Source organism: Kribbella sp. NPDC006257 (assembly GCF_040613535.1).
GTDB lineage: Bacteria > Actinomycetota > Actinomycetes > Propionibacteriales > Kribbellaceae > Kribbella.
Genome location: NZ_JBEXSJ010000021.1, coordinates 133,610 through 149,206 on the forward strand (window position 1 = coordinate 133,610; position 15,597 = coordinate 149,206).

14 protein-coding genes are annotated in these 15,597 nt (G+C 66.9%); 7 read left to right on the plus strand and 7 right to left on the minus strand.

Annotation, left to right across the window (positions count from 1 at the left end; all coding sequences use genetic code 11):
• Positions 1–23 precede the first annotated feature (23 nt).
• Positions 24–974 carry a nitronate monooxygenase gene (locus ABZ004_RS24870; protein ID WP_355683213.1) on the plus strand — a complete coding sequence of 317 codons (951 nt, stop codon included), beginning with the start codon at positions 24–26 and terminating at the stop codon, positions 972–974.
• Here the strand turns inward: ABZ004_RS24870 and ABZ004_RS24875 are convergent.
• From ABZ004_RS24875 to ABZ004_RS24900, 6 genes are read right to left on the minus strand one after another with little or no spacing between them, the layout of a single operon-like run.
• Complete coding sequence (locus ABZ004_RS24875; RefSeq protein WP_355683214.1) at positions 964–2,253, minus strand: alpha-glucosidase/alpha-galactosidase; 1,290 nt, start codon at positions 2,251–2,253, stop codon at positions 964–966. The two genes, ABZ004_RS24870 and ABZ004_RS24875, sit on opposite strands and share 11 nt — an antisense overlap.
• On the minus strand, positions 2,250–3,176 hold the full coding sequence (locus ABZ004_RS24880) for a carbohydrate kinase family protein (RefSeq protein WP_355683216.1): 927 nt from the start codon (positions 3,174–3,176) through the stop codon (positions 2,250–2,252). The genes ABZ004_RS24875 and ABZ004_RS24880 overlap by 4 nt, the downstream gene beginning before the upstream one ends.
• A gap of 1 nt (position 3,177) precedes the next feature.
• The gene (locus ABZ004_RS24885) at positions 3,178–3,996 is read right to left on the minus strand and encodes a carbohydrate ABC transporter permease (protein WP_355683218.1); all 819 of its coding nucleotides are present in this window, start codon (positions 3,994–3,996) and stop codon (positions 3,178–3,180) included.
• Complete coding sequence (locus ABZ004_RS24890; protein ID WP_355683220.1) at positions 3,993–4,922, minus strand: sugar ABC transporter permease; 930 nt, start codon at positions 4,920–4,922, stop codon at positions 3,993–3,995. The genes ABZ004_RS24885 and ABZ004_RS24890 overlap by 4 nt, the downstream gene beginning before the upstream one ends.
• The gene (locus tag ABZ004_RS24895) at positions 4,922–6,208 is read right to left on the minus strand and encodes an ABC transporter substrate-binding protein (RefSeq protein ID WP_355683222.1); all 1,287 of its coding nucleotides are present in this window, start codon (positions 6,206–6,208) and stop codon (positions 4,922–4,924) included. Before ABZ004_RS24895 ends, ABZ004_RS24890 begins: the two co-directional genes overlap by 1 nt.
• A gap of 42 nt (positions 6,209–6,250) precedes the next feature.
• A complete protein-coding gene (locus tag ABZ004_RS24900) occupies positions 6,251–7,069 on the minus strand; it encodes an endo alpha-1,4 polygalactosaminidase (RefSeq protein WP_355683224.1) in 819 nt (272 codons plus the stop codon).
• 338 nt (positions 7,070–7,407) lie between these two features.
• On the opposite strand from ABZ004_RS24900, the gene ABZ004_RS24905 reads away from it, so the two are divergent.
• The 6 genes from ABZ004_RS24905 to ABZ004_RS24930 are packed head-to-tail and all read left to right on the plus strand — an operon-like array spanning position 7,408 to position 14,668.
• The gene (locus ABZ004_RS24905) at positions 7,408–8,436 is read left to right on the plus strand and encodes a LacI family DNA-binding transcriptional regulator (RefSeq protein WP_355683225.1); all 1,029 of its coding nucleotides are present in this window, start codon (positions 7,408–7,410) and stop codon (positions 8,434–8,436) included.
• Positions 8,433–9,722, plus strand: a complete 1,290-nt coding sequence (locus ABZ004_RS24910; RefSeq protein WP_355683227.1) for an extracellular solute-binding protein — start codon at positions 8,433–8,435, stop codon at positions 9,720–9,722. The genes ABZ004_RS24905 and ABZ004_RS24910 overlap by 4 nt, the downstream gene beginning before the upstream one ends.
• Entirely contained in the window at positions 9,719–10,630 is a 912-nt protein-coding gene (locus ABZ004_RS24915; protein ID WP_355683229.1) for a sugar ABC transporter permease, read from the plus strand. The genes ABZ004_RS24910 and ABZ004_RS24915 overlap by 4 nt, the downstream gene beginning before the upstream one ends.
• On the plus strand, positions 10,630–11,454 hold the full coding sequence (locus ABZ004_RS24920; protein WP_355683231.1) for a carbohydrate ABC transporter permease: 825 nt from the start codon (positions 10,630–10,632) through the stop codon (positions 11,452–11,454). Before ABZ004_RS24915 ends, ABZ004_RS24920 begins: the two co-directional genes overlap by 1 nt.
• 17 nt (positions 11,455–11,471) lie before the next feature.
• Positions 11,472–12,530, plus strand: coding sequence for a glycosidase (locus tag ABZ004_RS24925; RefSeq protein WP_355683233.1), 1,059 nt, complete (start codon positions 11,472–11,474; stop codon positions 12,528–12,530).
• Positions 12,527–14,668 carry a hypothetical protein gene (locus ABZ004_RS24930; protein ID WP_355683235.1) on the plus strand — a complete coding sequence of 714 codons (2,142 nt, stop codon included), beginning with the start codon at positions 12,527–12,529 and terminating at the stop codon, positions 14,666–14,668. Before ABZ004_RS24925 ends, ABZ004_RS24930 begins: the two co-directional genes overlap by 4 nt.
• A 350-nt stretch (positions 14,669–15,018) precedes the next feature.
• Here ABZ004_RS24930 and ABZ004_RS24935 read toward each other — a convergent pair.
• Positions 15,019–15,597, minus strand: a 579-nt coding sequence (locus ABZ004_RS24935; protein ID WP_355683237.1) for an HNH endonuclease signature motif containing protein, incomplete at its 5' end; no start/stop codon positions are given.

A 15,597-nucleotide genomic window follows, 5' to 3' on the forward strand; every position in this document is an offset into this window, starting at 1 on the left:
GCGGTTTGCTGTTTCCTGGAGTCATGGGAACGTGGCTGACGGAGAAGTTCGGGTTGTCCCTTCCGGTGGTCGGCGCACCGATGGCGAACGTGAGCGGCGGCCGGCTGACCGCGGCCATCTCGGCAGCCGGTGGCCTCGGCATGCTCGGCGCCGGGTCCGCGGTCACCGCTGACTGGATCCGCACCGAGGGCGCCGTCGCCGCCGCGAGCGGGAAGCCCTACGGCATCGGGCTGATGGCTTGGTCCGTCGCGACCCACCCCGAGCACCTCGAGGCGGTGCTCGAACTCAGGCCCGCCCTCGTCTCGCTCAGCTTCGGCGAGCTCACGCCGTACGTCGAACAGCTGCAGGCGGCCGGAATCGTGGTGGCGATGCAGGCCGGCACCGTCGCCGACGCCCGCGAAGGCATCGCCGCGGGCGCCGACGTGATCGTCGCCCGGGGCGCCGAAGCCGGCGGTCACGGACGCAACCAGGTCGGCACACTCCCTTTGCTGCAAGCGATTCTTGACCTCACCGACCTTCCCGTGCTCGCTGCCGGTGGCATCTCCGGTCCCCGAGGTCTGGCTGCTGTGCTCGCAGCCGGTGCGGCGGGCGCCTGGATCGGTACGGCGTTCCTCACGGCCGAAGAAGCACTCACTCCGGAGACATCCAAGCAGGCGCTGCTCGCCGCCGACGAGACCGCCACCGTCTACGGAACGGTCTTCGATGCGGCCTCGCGAGCCGGCTGGCCGGACGAATTCGGCGGCCGTGCCCTCCGCAACGCCTTCTACGACCGCTGGGAAGGCCAGGAGCAGGCCCTGAAGACCGACGACGCCGGCCACGACGAGTATGTCGCCGCGACCCGCGCCGCCGATCCCACTTCTGCGTCCCTGTACGCCGGTCAGGGCGTCGGCGCCCTCAACAAGCCCACCACGGCTGCCGAGGTCCTGGCCGACCTCGCCACCTACCGCAGCTATTTGGACCGAGCTAGAGGGTGACCCGCAAGGACGGCTGCAGGTAGTTGCTGTGGGCGTCCACCAGTTCGTTGCAGAGCGCCCATAAGTGGTCCACGGGCAGCGTAGTCGCCGGATCCATCAGCAACGCTTGCCGGATCGACAGCGGGTCGTCCTCCAACGCTGCGCGAACGACCAGTTCATTGACGTTGACGTAGCCGCGGTTCAGCGCCGCACATTGAGCCGGCAAGGCGCCGACCGCAGTCGGTTGAACCCCCGAACCGTCAACCAGGCAAGGGACTTCGACCACGGATCCTCCTGGCAGGTTGGAGATGAGTCCGTGATTGACGACGTTCCCGTAGATCGTCCGTGGCGTACCGGTGACGATGCTGTGGATCACCTGCGGCGCGTACTCCATAGTTCCCTCGACCGGCAGCGGTTCGCCTCGCTTCAAGGCGTCCCGGGTGCCTTCGTAGAGCGCCACGTTCTCCTCGACGATCCGCAGGTAGTCGCCGATCGGCAGCCGCAGCCGGTCCACCTCGGACTGGTGCGACAGGTACCAGGGCACGTACTCCGACGAATGCTCACTCGTCTCGGTCGGGTAGTACCCGAGTCGCCGGTACATGTCGACCCGCACGCGTCGGCGCAGCTCCGGATCCTTTGCGATCAACGCGTCCAGCCGAGGATAGAGATCCTGGCCGGCGCTTTCGAACCGTAGTACCCAGGCTTGGTGGTTGACACCGGCGGCGAGATACGTGACATCGGCGTACGGGACGCCCACCAGCTGGGAGAGGTCGTTCATCGTCCAGTAGACCGAGTGGCAGAGGCCGACGACGTTGCGGACGCCGAGCGCCTTGAGGTACCAGACGTTCATCGCCATCGGGTTGGTGTAGTTGAGCAGCCATGCGTCCGGACAGCACGCGGCGATGTCCTCGGCGAGTCCTTTCAGCACCGGGAAGGTCCGCAGCGCCCGGAACACTCCACCGACGCCGAGCGTGTCACCGATCGTCTGCCGTACGCCGTACTTCGCGGGCACTTCGAAGTCGATCCGGGTCGCCTCGCTCATCCCCACCTGCACGATGTTGATCACGAAGTCCGCACCGTCGAGCGCCACCCGCCGATCCAAGTGAGTCGTGATCCGCGCTTCCCGACCCCTCTCACCCGCGATGAATCTCGCAGCTCCGGCAGCGGTGTCGAGTCGCTCGGGATCGATGTCGTGCAAGGCGATGTGCAGCTCATCGAGATCCTCGAAGCTGAACAGATCGGCGAGCAGGCCCTGGGTGAAGACGACACTCCCCGCACCGATGAACGCAACCTTCGTCATCGTGCACTCTCCAGTGCCAGATCCCAATCCGGCTGAGCCGCGGTGCCACCGGCTGCCCGCGTCGACAGCGATCCACAGGCCGCCGCAATCTTCAAAGCCTGCGCCCGCCCGAAGCCACGCAGTACGGCGGTGATGAAGCCGGCGTCGAAGCTGTCGCCCGCGCCGATCGTGTCCACCGGCTCAACCGGTAGCGCTTCGGTTGTCAGCACCGCAGAGCCGTCGTGCGCGATCGCCCCGTCGGCACCGTTCTTCACCACGACCAGCGGGCCGCGGCGAGCCAGGATCCCGGCGGCGTCGGCGAGCACGGGATGACCCGTCAGCGCGTGCGCCTCGGCCGCGTTCGGGAGCAGGATGTCGGTGACCCGCAGTACCGGATCGAGCACCATCCGGTCCCAGCGGTCGGCCGGGTCGTCGTTAGTGTCGAGCGAAGTCGTCGCCTTGTTGCTCCGAGCCTCCTTGAAAATTCCAGCAAGCCCAGCAGCCAGCTCCGGCATGAGGTAGAACGACGCCGCGTGCACATGCCGGACAGAACGCAACAGCTCAGCCGGTACGTCGTACGCCGTGGTTGCCGCCAGGCAGCCCGCAGCGGTGAGGATCGCGCGATCCCCGGCGGAGGTGAGCACGGTCGTCAACGGCGTCGGCAGGATGCCGTCCACCACCAGCGCAGTGGTGTCCACGCCACGCTCCTCCAGGGAGGCCCGGACGAACGCGCCGGCCGGGTCGTCGCCGACCCGGCCAGCGAAGGCGACGCTGAGGCCGAGCCGGGCGGCACCGCAGGCCATGATCGCGGCCGACCCGCCGAGACAGAGTGCCCCCGTTGGAACCAGGCGCTCGCGCTGGCCGAAGGTCAGGGGTTGGTTCACCGGGCCGATCACCACGTCGGGATTGGCGTCGCCGATGACGAGCAGGTCGATTGTCTTCATATCAGCCTTTGAGTCCGGTAGAGGCCAGCGAGCGGATGAACGCCTTCTGGGCAAGCAGGAAGCCGAGCAGCACCGGCAGCACGGTGATGACGTTGCCCGCCATCACGGCTGCCCATTGGGTGTGGTGCTGGCCCTGGAAGGTGGTCAGGCCGAGCTGGAGGGTGTAGTTCGCGTCGTGGTTGATCGCGATCAACGGCCAGGTCAGGTCGTTCCAGGTGCTCAGGAAGGTCAGTACGGCGACCGTGCTGAGGGCCGGCCGGGCGAGCGGGAGGACGACCGAGATCAGGATCCGGAGCCGGCCGCAGCCGTCGATCCAGGCCGCCTCTTCGAGCTCGCGGGGGAGGGTCACGAAGAACTGGCGGAACAGGAAGACCGAGAACGGCGTCACCAGCGACGGGATGATCAGCGCGCCGAGGGTGTCGATCAGGCCGAGGTCCTTCATCACCAGGAAGGTCGGGATCATGGTCAGCTGGAACGGGATCACCATCGTCGCGAGCATCAGCCCGAGCAGCAGCTTCGACCCGGTGAACCGCATCCGGGCGAACGCGTACCCGCCGAGCGATCCGAAGACCAGGTTCGCCGTCACCGCGACCGCCGAGACGATGAACGAGTTCAGGAACCACCTGGGGAACAAAGCGTTCCCGAGCACGAACCGGTAGCCGTCGAGCTTGATCCCCGACGGCCAGAGCGCGGGTGGGAACTTGTTGATCTCCGCGTTGCTCATCACCGAGCTGACCAGCAACCAGATCAACGGCAGCGCGAACAGCAAAGCCAGTGGCGCCAGTACAAAGTGCCAGGGACTGAACGGCAGCCTCTTCATCTTGCTGCCCTCCGGCGTTGGTACAGCTGCAGCAGGAGTCCAGCCAGCAAGAGCGCAACCGCCAGCGCGTACGCCGCCGCAGCGCTGTAGCCGGCCGTGAACGTCTTGAACGCCTTCTCCCAGATGAAGTAGACGATCACCGTCGTCGACCCCAGCGGCCCGCCCTTGGTGGTGACGAAGACCAGATCGAAGACCTGCAACGCGTTGATCGTCTGAAACAGCACCAGGAACACGGTGACAGGTGTGAGCGTCGGGAGCACCACATGACGCAGTACGCTCGCCCGGCCCGCACCATCGATCCTTGCCGCCTCGACCAGTTCACCTGGAACGCCTTGCAGGGCAGCGAGATACACGATCACGCAGAAGCCGGTACCGCTCCACAAGGAGATCGCGACCAGCAGATAGAGCGCCTGCCCGGGATCACTGAAGAACCCCTGCGCGGGCAGCCCCAGCTTGTGCAGCACCGAGTTCGCCGCGCCGAATTCGGGGTCGAGAACAAAGGAGAACAAGACGCCCTGCGCCGCCGCCGAAACCACGAACGGCACGAAGACGAGCGTGCGGTAGATGCTGATGAACCGGATCTGCCGGTCCAGCATCAACGCGATCCCGAGCCCGCCGACAACACTCAGTGGCACATACAGCGCCGTGTAGACCAGCGTGTGCTCGACGGCCGCCTTGAACGCAGGATCCGCCTTCAACGCTTGATAGTTGGCCAACCCGACCCACCGGCTGGGGGAGACCAAGTCGTTGGCCTGGAACGACAACAGCAACGACCAGACCACCGGCACGATGCTGAGCCCGAGAATGATCAGCACCGACGGACTGACGAACGCCCAGGCGGTAGCACCTTCACCCCTGGTACGCCGTTTGGCCGCCGCCTGCCGGGCTCGTGGATCGATCGTGAAGGTGCCGACGACGCTGGCCATCAGTTCGGCACCGCGAGAATCGCGTTGGACTGGTCGACGCACTCCTTCAGCGCGTCGGCCGGCGACTTCTTGCCGAGCAGTACCGCGACGATCGCCTGACCGAGTTGCTGGGAGATCTTCGGGTACGCCGTGATGGTCGGCCGGACCCGGGCGGTCTCCAGCGAATCCACGAAGGTCTGCAACCCCGTAGTACTGGATGAATGCTTCTTCCACTCGGGCAGAGCGGCTGTAGCCGTGGTCAGGGGCAGGCTGCCACCCTGGATGTCCCAGCGGACGTCCTGCTTCGGGGTGGTCAGCCAGGTGAGGAACTCGGTCGCGGCCTTGACCTTGGCGGAGCCGTTGTCGAACACGGTCCAGGTGTCGGGGCCGGAGATGGTGAGCGGCTTACCGGAGTACGACGGAAGTGGGACGACGCCGTAGTCGAGGCCCTTGTCGATCACATCGGGGAGTTGCCAGGGGCCGGTGGCAACCATTCCCATCCGGCCGCCGAGGAAGACCTGGTAGAGCTGTTCGCCACCGGGCTTCGGGTCGACGTACAGGGACTTGTCGGTGCGCAGCCGGTCGAGCGTGCCGAGCGCCTGCTCGCCGACCTTGTCGAAGCCGACCGTCTTGCCGTCGGCGCTGACGACATCGCCGCCGAGGTCCCAGATCATCGGCCAGAGCCGCCAGACCGTGTCCTCGTCGCCGACACCAGGCCAGCCGGTTCCGAAAACACCCTTGGCAGGGTTGGTCAACTGCTTCGAAGTGGCCACGAAGTCGTCCCACGTCCAGCCGGCCTTGGGAGCCGGCAGGCCGGCCGCGGCGAAGAGTTTCTTGTTGTATACAACGCAGAGCGAGTCGAGTAGGGCAGGCATTGCGCGAACCTTGCCCTGCACGGTCACCGCGTCCCGGGCGGCCGGCCAGTAGTCCTTGAGGTCCACGGCCGAGGTCAAGTCGGCCACCTGGGGACTGCGGGTCATGCTGGCCAGGTCCGACCCGAAGATGTACGCGATATCGGGATAGGACCCGGCCGCGAGACCGGCGGTGACCTTCTGCAGCATGCTGTCGGCGGTCACCCCGCCACCACCACCTACGACCTTGATCTTGGGATGGGTCTGGTTGAACTCCTTGACCAAGGCATCGATCGCCTTCTTCCCGGTGTCCACCTGGCCGTGCCAGAGGTCGACGGTGACGACGCCGTCGGCGCCGACCCCCTCGTCTCCGGACTTGCCACAGGCGGCCAGTGAACCGGACGCGGCGAGCACGACGGCCGCGCGCAGAACGTCGCGGCGAGATGGTGATGGCATGGGTGACCTCCTCAGAGGACTACTGCTGGTGGAGGGATGCGGTCAGCAGGTCTTGCGGACGTAGCCGCTCTGACCCGGCGTCTTGACGTCGACGTCGCGCTGCACGATGGTCAGCGTTGAACCGAACTGGCTGCAGGCCTTGGTGCGGCCGCTGTTGGTGTACTCGATCACGATCACGTTGTTGCCAAAGGCGTCGACGTAGTCGCCGCACTCGTCGTACTGGCCACACTCCTCGGCGACGGCGAAGTCCAGGCCGACGCTGGTCCGGGAGCCGGCCAGTTCGACGGTGTTCTTCTGGGCGATGGCGAGGTTCATCGAGTGCGCGTGGGCGGCGAGCAGCTTCAGGTACGCCTTGGCCTGACCGGTGGTGATCAGGTTCTTCGAGCGGCTGTAGCTGTCGTAGTTGTCCGGCTCGATGGCCTTGTAGCCCTTGGCCGCACAGCCGTCGATCCAGCCGTTGACCTTGGCCGCGACCCGGGTCTGCTTGGCCGTCGTACGGATGTCGAGCAGTGCCTCGCCCCAGTCCTCGTCGATGACGACGTTCCCCTGGGCATCGCGGAGCAGCAGGTCGGAGTCCCACTGCCCCTGCTCGCCGGGCTGGACCTGGAACGCGTTCACGTAGCAGATGTTGTAGAGGCCGGCGGCGGGCGCGGCGGTCCGGTCGCGGGTGACGACCTGGATCCCGGCGGGCGGCGTGTAGGCGCCGCCGATCTGATAGTCGAACTTGGCATGGGTCGGTGGCAGCGTGACGGCTGCCGAGGCGGGAGTCCGGCTTTGCACCGAGACGAGGGCGGTCAGTGCCAGGGCGGCGGCGAAGCCACCGGCCAGCAGACGGAGGGCGAGCGGGCGAGATACGGACACGATTGGCTCCATCGGTCCCGTGGACGCTACCCCGCCTCGGGCATGAGCCCTGGCGCCGGAGTACCGGACTTCGGGCGCGGGGCCCTGTACCGGCTGGGTGCGTCACTCAGCACCGGCTTGCGTGGTGCTTGGCGCCCTAGTTAAGCCACGCCCGGGCCGCCTCGTCAAGGAACAACTGCAAACGAATGCGCGGAACTTGTCGATCAGCGCGTTACTGCGCACCGCCTTCTGGCGCTTTCCTGCCTTCCTCTGCTTTTGCTCTCAGCTCTTGACTCTGCGGGTTTGCACCGGTTTAGTGTGCGATTAAACCGGTTTAAACACTCAGAACGAGGGTGCGGATGAGCAAGGGACGGCCGACGATCGCCGATGTGGCCACCCGGGCAGGCGTCTCAAAGGGTGCGGTGTCCTTCGCCCTGAACGGACGCCCCGGCCTGGCCCAGGGGACCGTCGACCGGATCCTCGCGGCCGCGGACGAGCTCGGCTGGCGGCCCAGCAACCGGGCCCGATCGCTGTCGGTCTCGAAGGCCTTCGCGCTCGGCCTGGTCATCACCAGGGACCCGGCCGTGCTCTCGTCGGACCCGTTCTTCCCGGCCTTCATCGCCGGCGTCGAGAGCGTGCTCGCACCCCGCGGGCAGGCGCTGGTCCTGCAGGTGGTGACGCCCGGTGAGGACGAGGCGGCCGGCTACCGCCGGTTGGCTCAGGACGGCCGGGTGGACGGGGTGTTCCTGTCCGACCTCCGGCACGACGACCCCAGAATCGATCTCCTGGTCGAGCTCGGTCTGCCCGCGGTGACGCTGAACCGGCCCGACACCGCGTCCCCCTTCCCGGCGGTCTGCCTCGACGACCGGCCGGGCACGATCGCGGTCGTCGAGCACCTGCTGCAGCTCGGTCATCGCAAGATCGCCCACGTCGCCGGGCCGCAGGCCTTCGTGCACGCGACCGCGCGTCTGACGGCCTTCACATCGGCGTTGGCGGCCGCCGGTCTCGAGCCGGTCGCGATCGAGGCCAGCGACTTCACCGCCGCGGGTGGGACCGAGGCGACCAAGCGGCTGCTGGCCCTGCCCGAGCCGCCGACCGCGATCTTCTACGCCAATGACCGGATGGCCATCGCCGGCATCGGCGCGGCCCACCAGGCCGGCCTGACCGTGCCCGACGACCTCAGCGTCGCCGGCTTCGACGACAGCGAACTGGCCGAGTTCGTCCATCCCGGCCTGACCACCGTGCGCGCCGATCCGTTCGCCTTCGGTGCCACCGCCGCCACCACCTTGATCCAGTCGATCGACGGCGACGGTGACGTCGCCGATGTGGAGCTCCCACCGGCCCAGCTCGTCGTCCGGAACTCCACGGCTCTTTTGGAGGAGCAATGAACCGAAAACTCACATCCGTCCTGCTCGCACTGGGACTGGCCGGTACTGCGGCCGCCTGCGGCGGAGGTGGTGGCGGCAACGCCGACGCTGCCGCCTCCGCAAAGGGCCCGATCACGGTCTGGTATTCCAACAACGCCGAGGAAGTCGCCTGGGCCAAGCAGATGGTCGCCTCCTGGAACTCCGCGCACGCGGACCAGAAGGTGACCGGCCAGGAGATCCCGACCGGCAAGTCGTCCGAAGAGGTGATCGGTGCCGCGATCACGGCCGGCAATGCGCCCTGCCTGATCTTCAACACCTCGCCGGCGTCGGTCTCGCAGTTCCAGAAGCAGGGTGGCCTGGTGGCGCTCGACAGCTTCTCCGACGGCAAGTCGTACATCGAATCCCGCAGCGGGAAGGTCGCTTCGCAGTACAAGTCGACCGATGGCAAGTACTACCAGCTGCCCTGGAAAGCCAACCCGGTGATGATCTTCTACAACAAGAAGGCGTTCGCGAAGGCCGGGATCGACACGGCGAAACCGCCGCTGGCGACGTACGACGAATTCCTGGCGACCTCGCGGAAGGTGGTCGCCGCCGGCGGGGCGAAGTACGCGATCTATCCGGCGCCGAGCAACGAGTTCTTCCAGTCCTGGTTCGACTTCTATCCGCTCTTCGCGGCCGAGACCGGTGGCAAGCAACTGGTTGCCGACGGCAAGTCGCAGTTCGCCTCGGACGAGGGCAAGAAGGTCGCCGCATTCTGGCGGACCCTGTACGCCGAGAAGCTGGCCTCGCAGGAGAAGTACAACGGTGACTCGTTCGTCGACGGCAAGGCCGCGATGGCGATCGTCGGTCCGTGGGCGATCGCGACGTACAAGGGCAAGGTCGAGTGGGGCGCCGTGCCGGTGCCGACGTCGACCGGCAAGTCCGCCGCTGACACCTACACGTTCAGTGATGCGAAGAACGTCGCAATGTACTCCGCATGCAAGAACCGCGGGACGGCCTGGGACGTGCTGAAGTTCGCCACCAGCAAGGAGCAGGACGGCAAGTTCCTCGAGGCGACCGGTCAGATGCCGCTCCGGGACGGCGTGGCGACCGCGTACCCGGACTACTTCGCCAAGAACCCTGACTACAAGGCCTTCGCGGACCAGGCGGCCCGTACGGTCGAGGTGCCGAACGTCCCGAACTCCATCACGATCTGGCAGACCTTCCGCGACGCCTGGTCGAAGTCGGTCATCTTCGGTCAGCAGGATCCGGGCGCAGCACTCGACGGAGCAGTCCAGAAGGTCGATCAGCTCGCCTCCGGATCATGAGGCCGCGCGACCGGGCGACCGACGGGGGCGTCGCCCGGGTGGTCGGCAAGCAGCCGATCGGGACGGCCTTCGTCACGCCGTACGTGGTCTTCCTGGCGGCTGTCCTCGCCTATCCGCTCGGGTTCGCGGTCTACATGTCCTTCCACGACTACTTCTTCGCGGCGCCGGGCGCGATCGTGGACCGGCCGTGGGTGGGGTTCGCCAACTACGCGACCGTGCTGTCGGACCCGGCGGTCCGGAGGTCCTTCGCGAACGTCGGGATCTTCCTACTGATCAACGTGCCGCTGACCGTGGTGCTCTCGTTGCTACTGGCCTGGTCGCTGAATGCAGCGATCCGGTGGCGGGGGTTCTTCCGGGTTTCCTATTACGTGCCTTATGTGACGGCTTCGGTGGCCGTGGTCGGCGTGTGGTTGTTCCTGTTCAACTCCGACGGCCTGGTGAACTCGGTGCTGGGACCGCTGGCTCCCGATCCGTCGTGGCTGGTGAACTCCAAGCTCGCCATGCCGACGGTGGCGGTCTATGTCACCTGGAAGCAGCTCGGGTTCTTCATCCTGCTCTACCTGGCCGCGTTGCAGAACGTGTCGAAGGACCTGTACGAGGCCGCGTCCATGGACGGCGCCGGGCGGTGGAAGTCGTTCCGCAACGTCACGGTCCCAGGGGTTCGGCCGGCCACGACGCTGGTGGTGCTGCTGGCCACAGTGACCGGGGCGAACCTGTTCACCGAGCCGTATCTGTTGACCGGCGGCGGTGGTCCGAACGGAGCATCCGCCTCGCCGGTGCTGATCATGTACCAGCGCGGCATCGAGCAGGGGAATCCCGACGTCGGCTCGGCGATCGGCGTACTGCTGGTGATCGGTGTGCTGATCCTGGCGCTGATCCAGCGCCGGCTACTGGATCGGGAGAGCTGATGAAGAGTCCGTGGCGGTTCATCGCCTTGTTGCTGGGGGCATTCGTCTTCCTGTTCCCCTTCTACTACATGCTGATCGGCAGCCTGCAGGCCTCGCCGGACTCGTCGGTTGGCGGTGCGTTTCCCTCGCCGGGGAACCTCACCTTGCACAACTACCAGGAGATCAACGCGGCGATCAACCTCGGCAAGTCGTTGCTGAACTCGGGGATCTTCACCGGCGGCGTCATTCTCGGGACGCTGGTGTTCGGCGTACTGGCCGGGTATGCGCTGGCCCGGTTGCAGTTCCGCGGCCGGGGGACGGTGTTCAACCTGATGTTGCTGGTGCAGGTCATTCCGTTCCAGTTGCTGACGATTCCGCTGTATGTGTTGATCGTGCGCAGCTACGGGCTCGCTGATTCGTACCTCGGCATGATCTTGCCGTTCCTGATCAACTCGACCGCAGTGTTCGTGTTCCGGCAGTACTTCCTGCAGTTGCCGCAGGAGCTGTTCGACGCCGCACGAATCGATGGAGCCGGCGAGCTCGCCATTCTCTGGCGGGTCGCAGTTCCGCTGGTGAAACCTGCGTTGCTGACCGGCGTACTACTGACCTTCATCGGGCCGTGGAACGAGTTCCTCTGGCCGTTCCTGATCACCAAACAACAAGGTCTTCAGCCACTGGCTGTGTCGTTGTCCAACTACATCACCACGGTATCGGCGCGCGCTGCGAATCCGTTCGGTGCGGTGCTGGCCGGTGCTTGTGTGCTCGCGGCGCCCGCGGTTCTGCTCTTCGTCATCTTCCAGCGCCGCTTCATCTCCTCGAGCCTCGAATCCGGGGTCAAAGGCTAGGTTGTGAAAGGTTTGTCGTGACTGTTCCTTATACGTTGACCCGCCTTGGTGTCGTGATGACGCCGGAGCCCGGCAACTCGCTCGAATCCGAAGGGGTGCTGAATCCCGCCAGTGGTTACGGTCCGGACGGGAAGCTCTACCTGTTGCCGAGGTTGGTTGCGCCAGGCAACATCTCCCGGGTCGGGTTGGCCGAGGTCGAGCTGACCGACGGGGTGCCCACCGGCGTACGCCGGAAGGGGATCGTGCTCGCACCGGATGAGGGCTGGGAGCGTGGCAAGAACAATGCCGGTGTCGAGGATCCTCGGGTCACCTGGATTCCTTCGCTGGGTCGGCACGTGATGACTTATGTCGCCTATGGGCCGCTTGGGCCGAAGCCGGCGTTGGCCGTGTCTTCGGACCTGCGCTCCTGGACTCGGCTGGGGCCGTTGCACTTCGAGTATCAGGCTGACCTGGACACGGATCTGAACCTGTTCCCGAACAAGGACACGGTGTTCTTTCCCGAACCGGTGCCGGGGCCGGACGGCGAACCGGCGTACGCGATGTTGCACCGGCCGATGTGGGATCTCGGCTGGTTCCGCGAAGGAGAGGGCGTGCATCTGCCGGCCGGGGTGACGGACGACCGGCCGGGGATCTGGGTGTCGTTCGTGCCCGTCGCCGAGGTGGAGCGGTCGCTGTCGAATCTGGTGCATCTCCGGCAGCATCGGCTGGTGGCGATGTCGGAGTACCCGTTCGAGGAACTCAAGGTCGGCGCCGGACCCGCGCCGCTGCGGGTGCCGGAGGGGTGGCTGGTGATTCACCACGGGGTGACGGGGGAGCAGCCGGTCGGGTTCGATCCGACCACCCAGAAGGTCTCGTACGCCGCGGGCGCGCTGCTCCTTGATCCGGCGGATGTGACCCGCGTCCTCGATCGCACCGCCGAGCCGATCCTGGTCCCGGAAACCGAAGAGGAACGCATCGGCACCGTCGGCAACGTCGTGTTCCCCACCGCCATCGAGGAGATCGACGGCCTCCACTACGTCTTCTACGGAATGGCCGACGCCAAAATCGGCGTCGCCAGATTGGACCGCCTCCCATGACAACCCGTCGCACGGTTCTCCTTGGCAGTGGCGCTCTAGCGGTCGTCGCTGCCACCGGGCTCCCATCACCCGCCTCCGCCTCGCCCCCACGGCGCCGGCTGGCCAACTTGGCACATCTCGACTTCCTGGGAGATGTCGTCACGCCGCCGGCCGTTTATGGACATGTTGCCTATGGCCCCGAACCGCTCGGCGTGCTCTGGACCTATGCCGACCATCGGGACGACGGCTCGTACGCCCGCGTCGGCGGTGGCGCCTACGACCCGGCGACCAACACCTACGGCCAGGGCGCCTTCAATGCGGACGACATCGCCCGGGCCGCCGTCGTCTACCTGCGCCACTACCAACTCAAGCACGACGCCCACAGCCTCGCAGCTGCTCGCGGACTCCTCCGCGGGCTGACCTTCCTGCAAACAGTCACCGGCCCGTCGGCAGGCAACGTAGTGCTCTGGATGCAACCAGACGGCACCCTGAACCCGAGCGCGGATCCCGTCGAGCTCCCCGACCCATCGGACTCCGGCCCGTCGTACTGGCTAGCCCGCACGGTCTGGGCACTAGGCGAGGGCTACGCAACCTTCCGCTCAGCCGACGCCGCCTTCGCCTCATTCCTCCGCTCCCGCCTAGAGCTGGCGATCACTGCACTCGAACGACAAGTCCTGGCCTCCTACGGCAAGTGGAACGTCGTGGACGGACGCCGCGTACCAGCCTGGTTGATCGTCGCCGGAGCAGACGCCACCTCCGAAGCAGTCCTAGGTCTGTCGGCCTATGTCCAAGCCGGCGGGTCCTCCCGCGCCCGCCGAGCGCTGTCCCGCTTTGCCTCAGCTATCGCCGCGATGGCCACCGGAACCACCCGAACCTGGCCGTTCCGCGCCCTGCTCCCTTGGGGCGAGTCGATCTCCGACTGGCACGCCTGGGGCGCCCAGATGCCCTCCGCCCTCGCCGCAGCCGCTACCGTTTTGCACGACAACTCACTTCTAGGTGCTGCCATCGGAGACGCCGCCGGCTTCACCCCACTGCTGCTAACTGCCGGCGGCCCAGACAACGGCTGGCTCCCGGCCCCGATCGACCGCACCCAGATCGCGTACGGCGTCGACGCTCGGCTGCAGGCCTTGTTGAGTGTCGCCCGCGCCGCCAATCTCCCCGGTCTCCGACAGGTCGCCGCCTTCACCGCAGCCTGGTACTTCGGCGCCAACCGAGCGAACACCCCGACGTACGACCCCACCACAGGCATCACGTACGACGGTATCTCCGGCGACGGCGTGATCAACCGCAACTCCGGCGCCGAGTCCACCATCCACGGCCTGCTCTCGATGCTTGCCCTCGACAACCACCCCGATGTCGCCCGCCTGGCCCAACAATTCGGCCCCGCCGACCGCTCCCTGTCCGGCCTGGAACTCGTCGAGGCCGAGTCCGCTCAACTCGGATCCGGCGCCGAGGTAGTCACTCCGCCATCCCCCTGGACCGGCGAATCCCAATGGAGCAACGGCTCCTACATCGCAGTACCGCCCGGCGGAACCGCAACCTGGACCCTCACCCCATCCCGGCAACCCCGCCTACTCCTCCCCATCGTCAACCTCCTCCCCAACTCCGGCCACACCACCTGGAAAGCCGGCCCGGTCCCCCTAGGCACCATCAACCACAGCACCATCGGCCCCCAAGGCGTCTCCGCAGCCCCCGGCGCCCTACTCCCCATCACCCTCCCCGCCCTCCTCCCCACCCAATCCACCACCCTCACCGCCACCTCCACCGCCACCGCCACCGCCAGCACGGCCACCACCGCGACCCTCACCACCACCGCGGCCACCGCCGCCACCGCGACCAGCGCCGGCACCGCCATCCCCGCCGGTACCGCCATCCCCGCCGCCACCGCCGCGACCAGCGCCGGCACCGCCATCCCCGCCGGTACCGCCACCCCTGCGACCTTGGCTCCCACCATCGACGCGGTGCTCCTGCTGCCGATGGTTTCGTCCCTCCGACTCGGCCGCGGTGCGCTCTTCGCCAGCGTGGATCACCATGCGAGATCCGTCGACCTACCGACGAGCGGAACCTCCTACAGCTACGACAGCGAAGGCCGACTGCGCGCGCAACGCACCGGAGTACGAGCTGTTGTACTCCCAGGAGGCTTCACCGTCGTCTGTTGACCACCCCAAGGCAGTGCTCTCCAACGAGGGCGGTAGCAATACCGCGGCGCTGAAAGATGTGCAGGCTGGCGGCCGCCTGGTGATACGCCTGATGAGTCTTCTCACCGGCTCGCATCAGGAGACCGACAGTCAGCCACGCTCGCCATCGCCCGATCGGACCGCGTTACTGTCCCCGGGTCATCCCACGCGCCCTCCCTGGGGCAGACCGCGTTGCCGTCGCCGGGTTGTGGCACCGGGCAACTGGCGACACCGATCGCCCCGCATGTCAGACCGCGCCGCTATCTCCGGGACAGACCGAGGCGCTGTGGACGGCAACAACATGCCGACCGAACCACCGGGCGTCTGGTCAGTCACGCGCAGCCGGGTGGGCTCGAGGGTTCCGCGGCATCAGGCGACGTTGCGGGTTGTGCCGGCCCAGGCGGGTCGATGGTGGTGGGGTTGTTGTGGTAGCTGCGACCGGTGGGGCTGGTCCAGGTCCAGCTGCCGTCGGGGTTGGCGGCGATCTCCCAGCCGCCTTCGTGCTTGAGGCGGTGATGATGCCGGCACAGGCACCACGAGTTGGCTGCGGTCGTACGCCCACCGGCCGCGAACGCCATCCGGTGATCAAGGTCAGTGAATTCCGCCGGCCGGTTGCAACCCGGGAACTGGCAGGTGCGATCCCGCCACCGGACATACCTGTCCAGCGCAGCCGACGGCGTGTACCGGTCAGGATCGCTGGGCGGTGGCCGGTCGGTGATCCGCAACTCGATCCGTGCACCCGTGCCGCCAGCGCTAGTGCCGGCGTTGCTGTTGTTGGGGTGGGGGTCGTGCGTCGCGGTGGTACCGGCGCGGGTATTGCTGGGGTGCGGGTCGTGCGGCGTGGTGGTGTTGGTGGGGCGGGTGTCATGTGGCGCGGTTGCCGTGGTGGTGTTGGTGCGGGGGCGGCGGGT

Excerpts from the sequence above, each read along its gene's own strand:
- ABZ004_RS24920 (WP_355683231.1), top strand. The coding sequence starts at position 10,630 with ATGAAGAGTCCGTGGCGGTTCATCGCCTTGTTGCTGGGGGCATTCGTC.
- ABZ004_RS24890 (WP_355683220.1), bottom strand. The coding sequence starts at position 4,922 with ATGGCCAGCGTCGTCGGCACCTTCACGATCGATCCACGAGCCCGGCAG.
- ABZ004_RS24870 (WP_355683213.1), top strand. The coding sequence starts at position 24 with ATGGGAACGTGGCTGACGGAGAAGTTCGGGTTGTCCCTTCCGGTGGTC.
- ABZ004_RS24910 (WP_355683227.1), top strand. The coding sequence starts at position 8,433 with ATGAACCGAAAACTCACATCCGTCCTGCTCGCACTGGGACTGGCCGGT.
- ABZ004_RS24895 (WP_355683222.1), bottom strand. The coding sequence starts at position 6,208 with ATGCCATCACCATCTCGCCGCGACGTTCTGCGCGCGGCCGTCGTGCTC.
- ABZ004_RS24875 (WP_355683214.1), bottom strand. The coding sequence starts at position 2,253 with ATGACGAAGGTTGCGTTCATCGGTGCGGGGAGTGTCGTCTTCACCCAG.
- ABZ004_RS24880 (WP_355683216.1), bottom strand. The coding sequence starts at position 3,176 with ATGAAGACAATCGACCTGCTCGTCATCGGCGACGCCAATCCCGACGTG.
- ABZ004_RS24905 (WP_355683225.1), top strand. The coding sequence starts at position 7,408 with ATGAGCAAGGGACGGCCGACGATCGCCGATGTGGCCACCCGGGCAGGC.
- ABZ004_RS24885 (WP_355683218.1), bottom strand. The coding sequence starts at position 3,996 with ATGAAGAGGCTGCCGTTCAGTCCCTGGCACTTTGTACTGGCGCCACTG.
- ABZ004_RS24915 (WP_355683229.1), top strand. The coding sequence starts at position 9,719 with ATGAGGCCGCGCGACCGGGCGACCGACGGGGGCGTCGCCCGGGTGGTC.
- ABZ004_RS24930 (WP_355683235.1), top strand. The coding sequence starts at position 12,527 with ATGACAACCCGTCGCACGGTTCTCCTTGGCAGTGGCGCTCTAGCGGTC.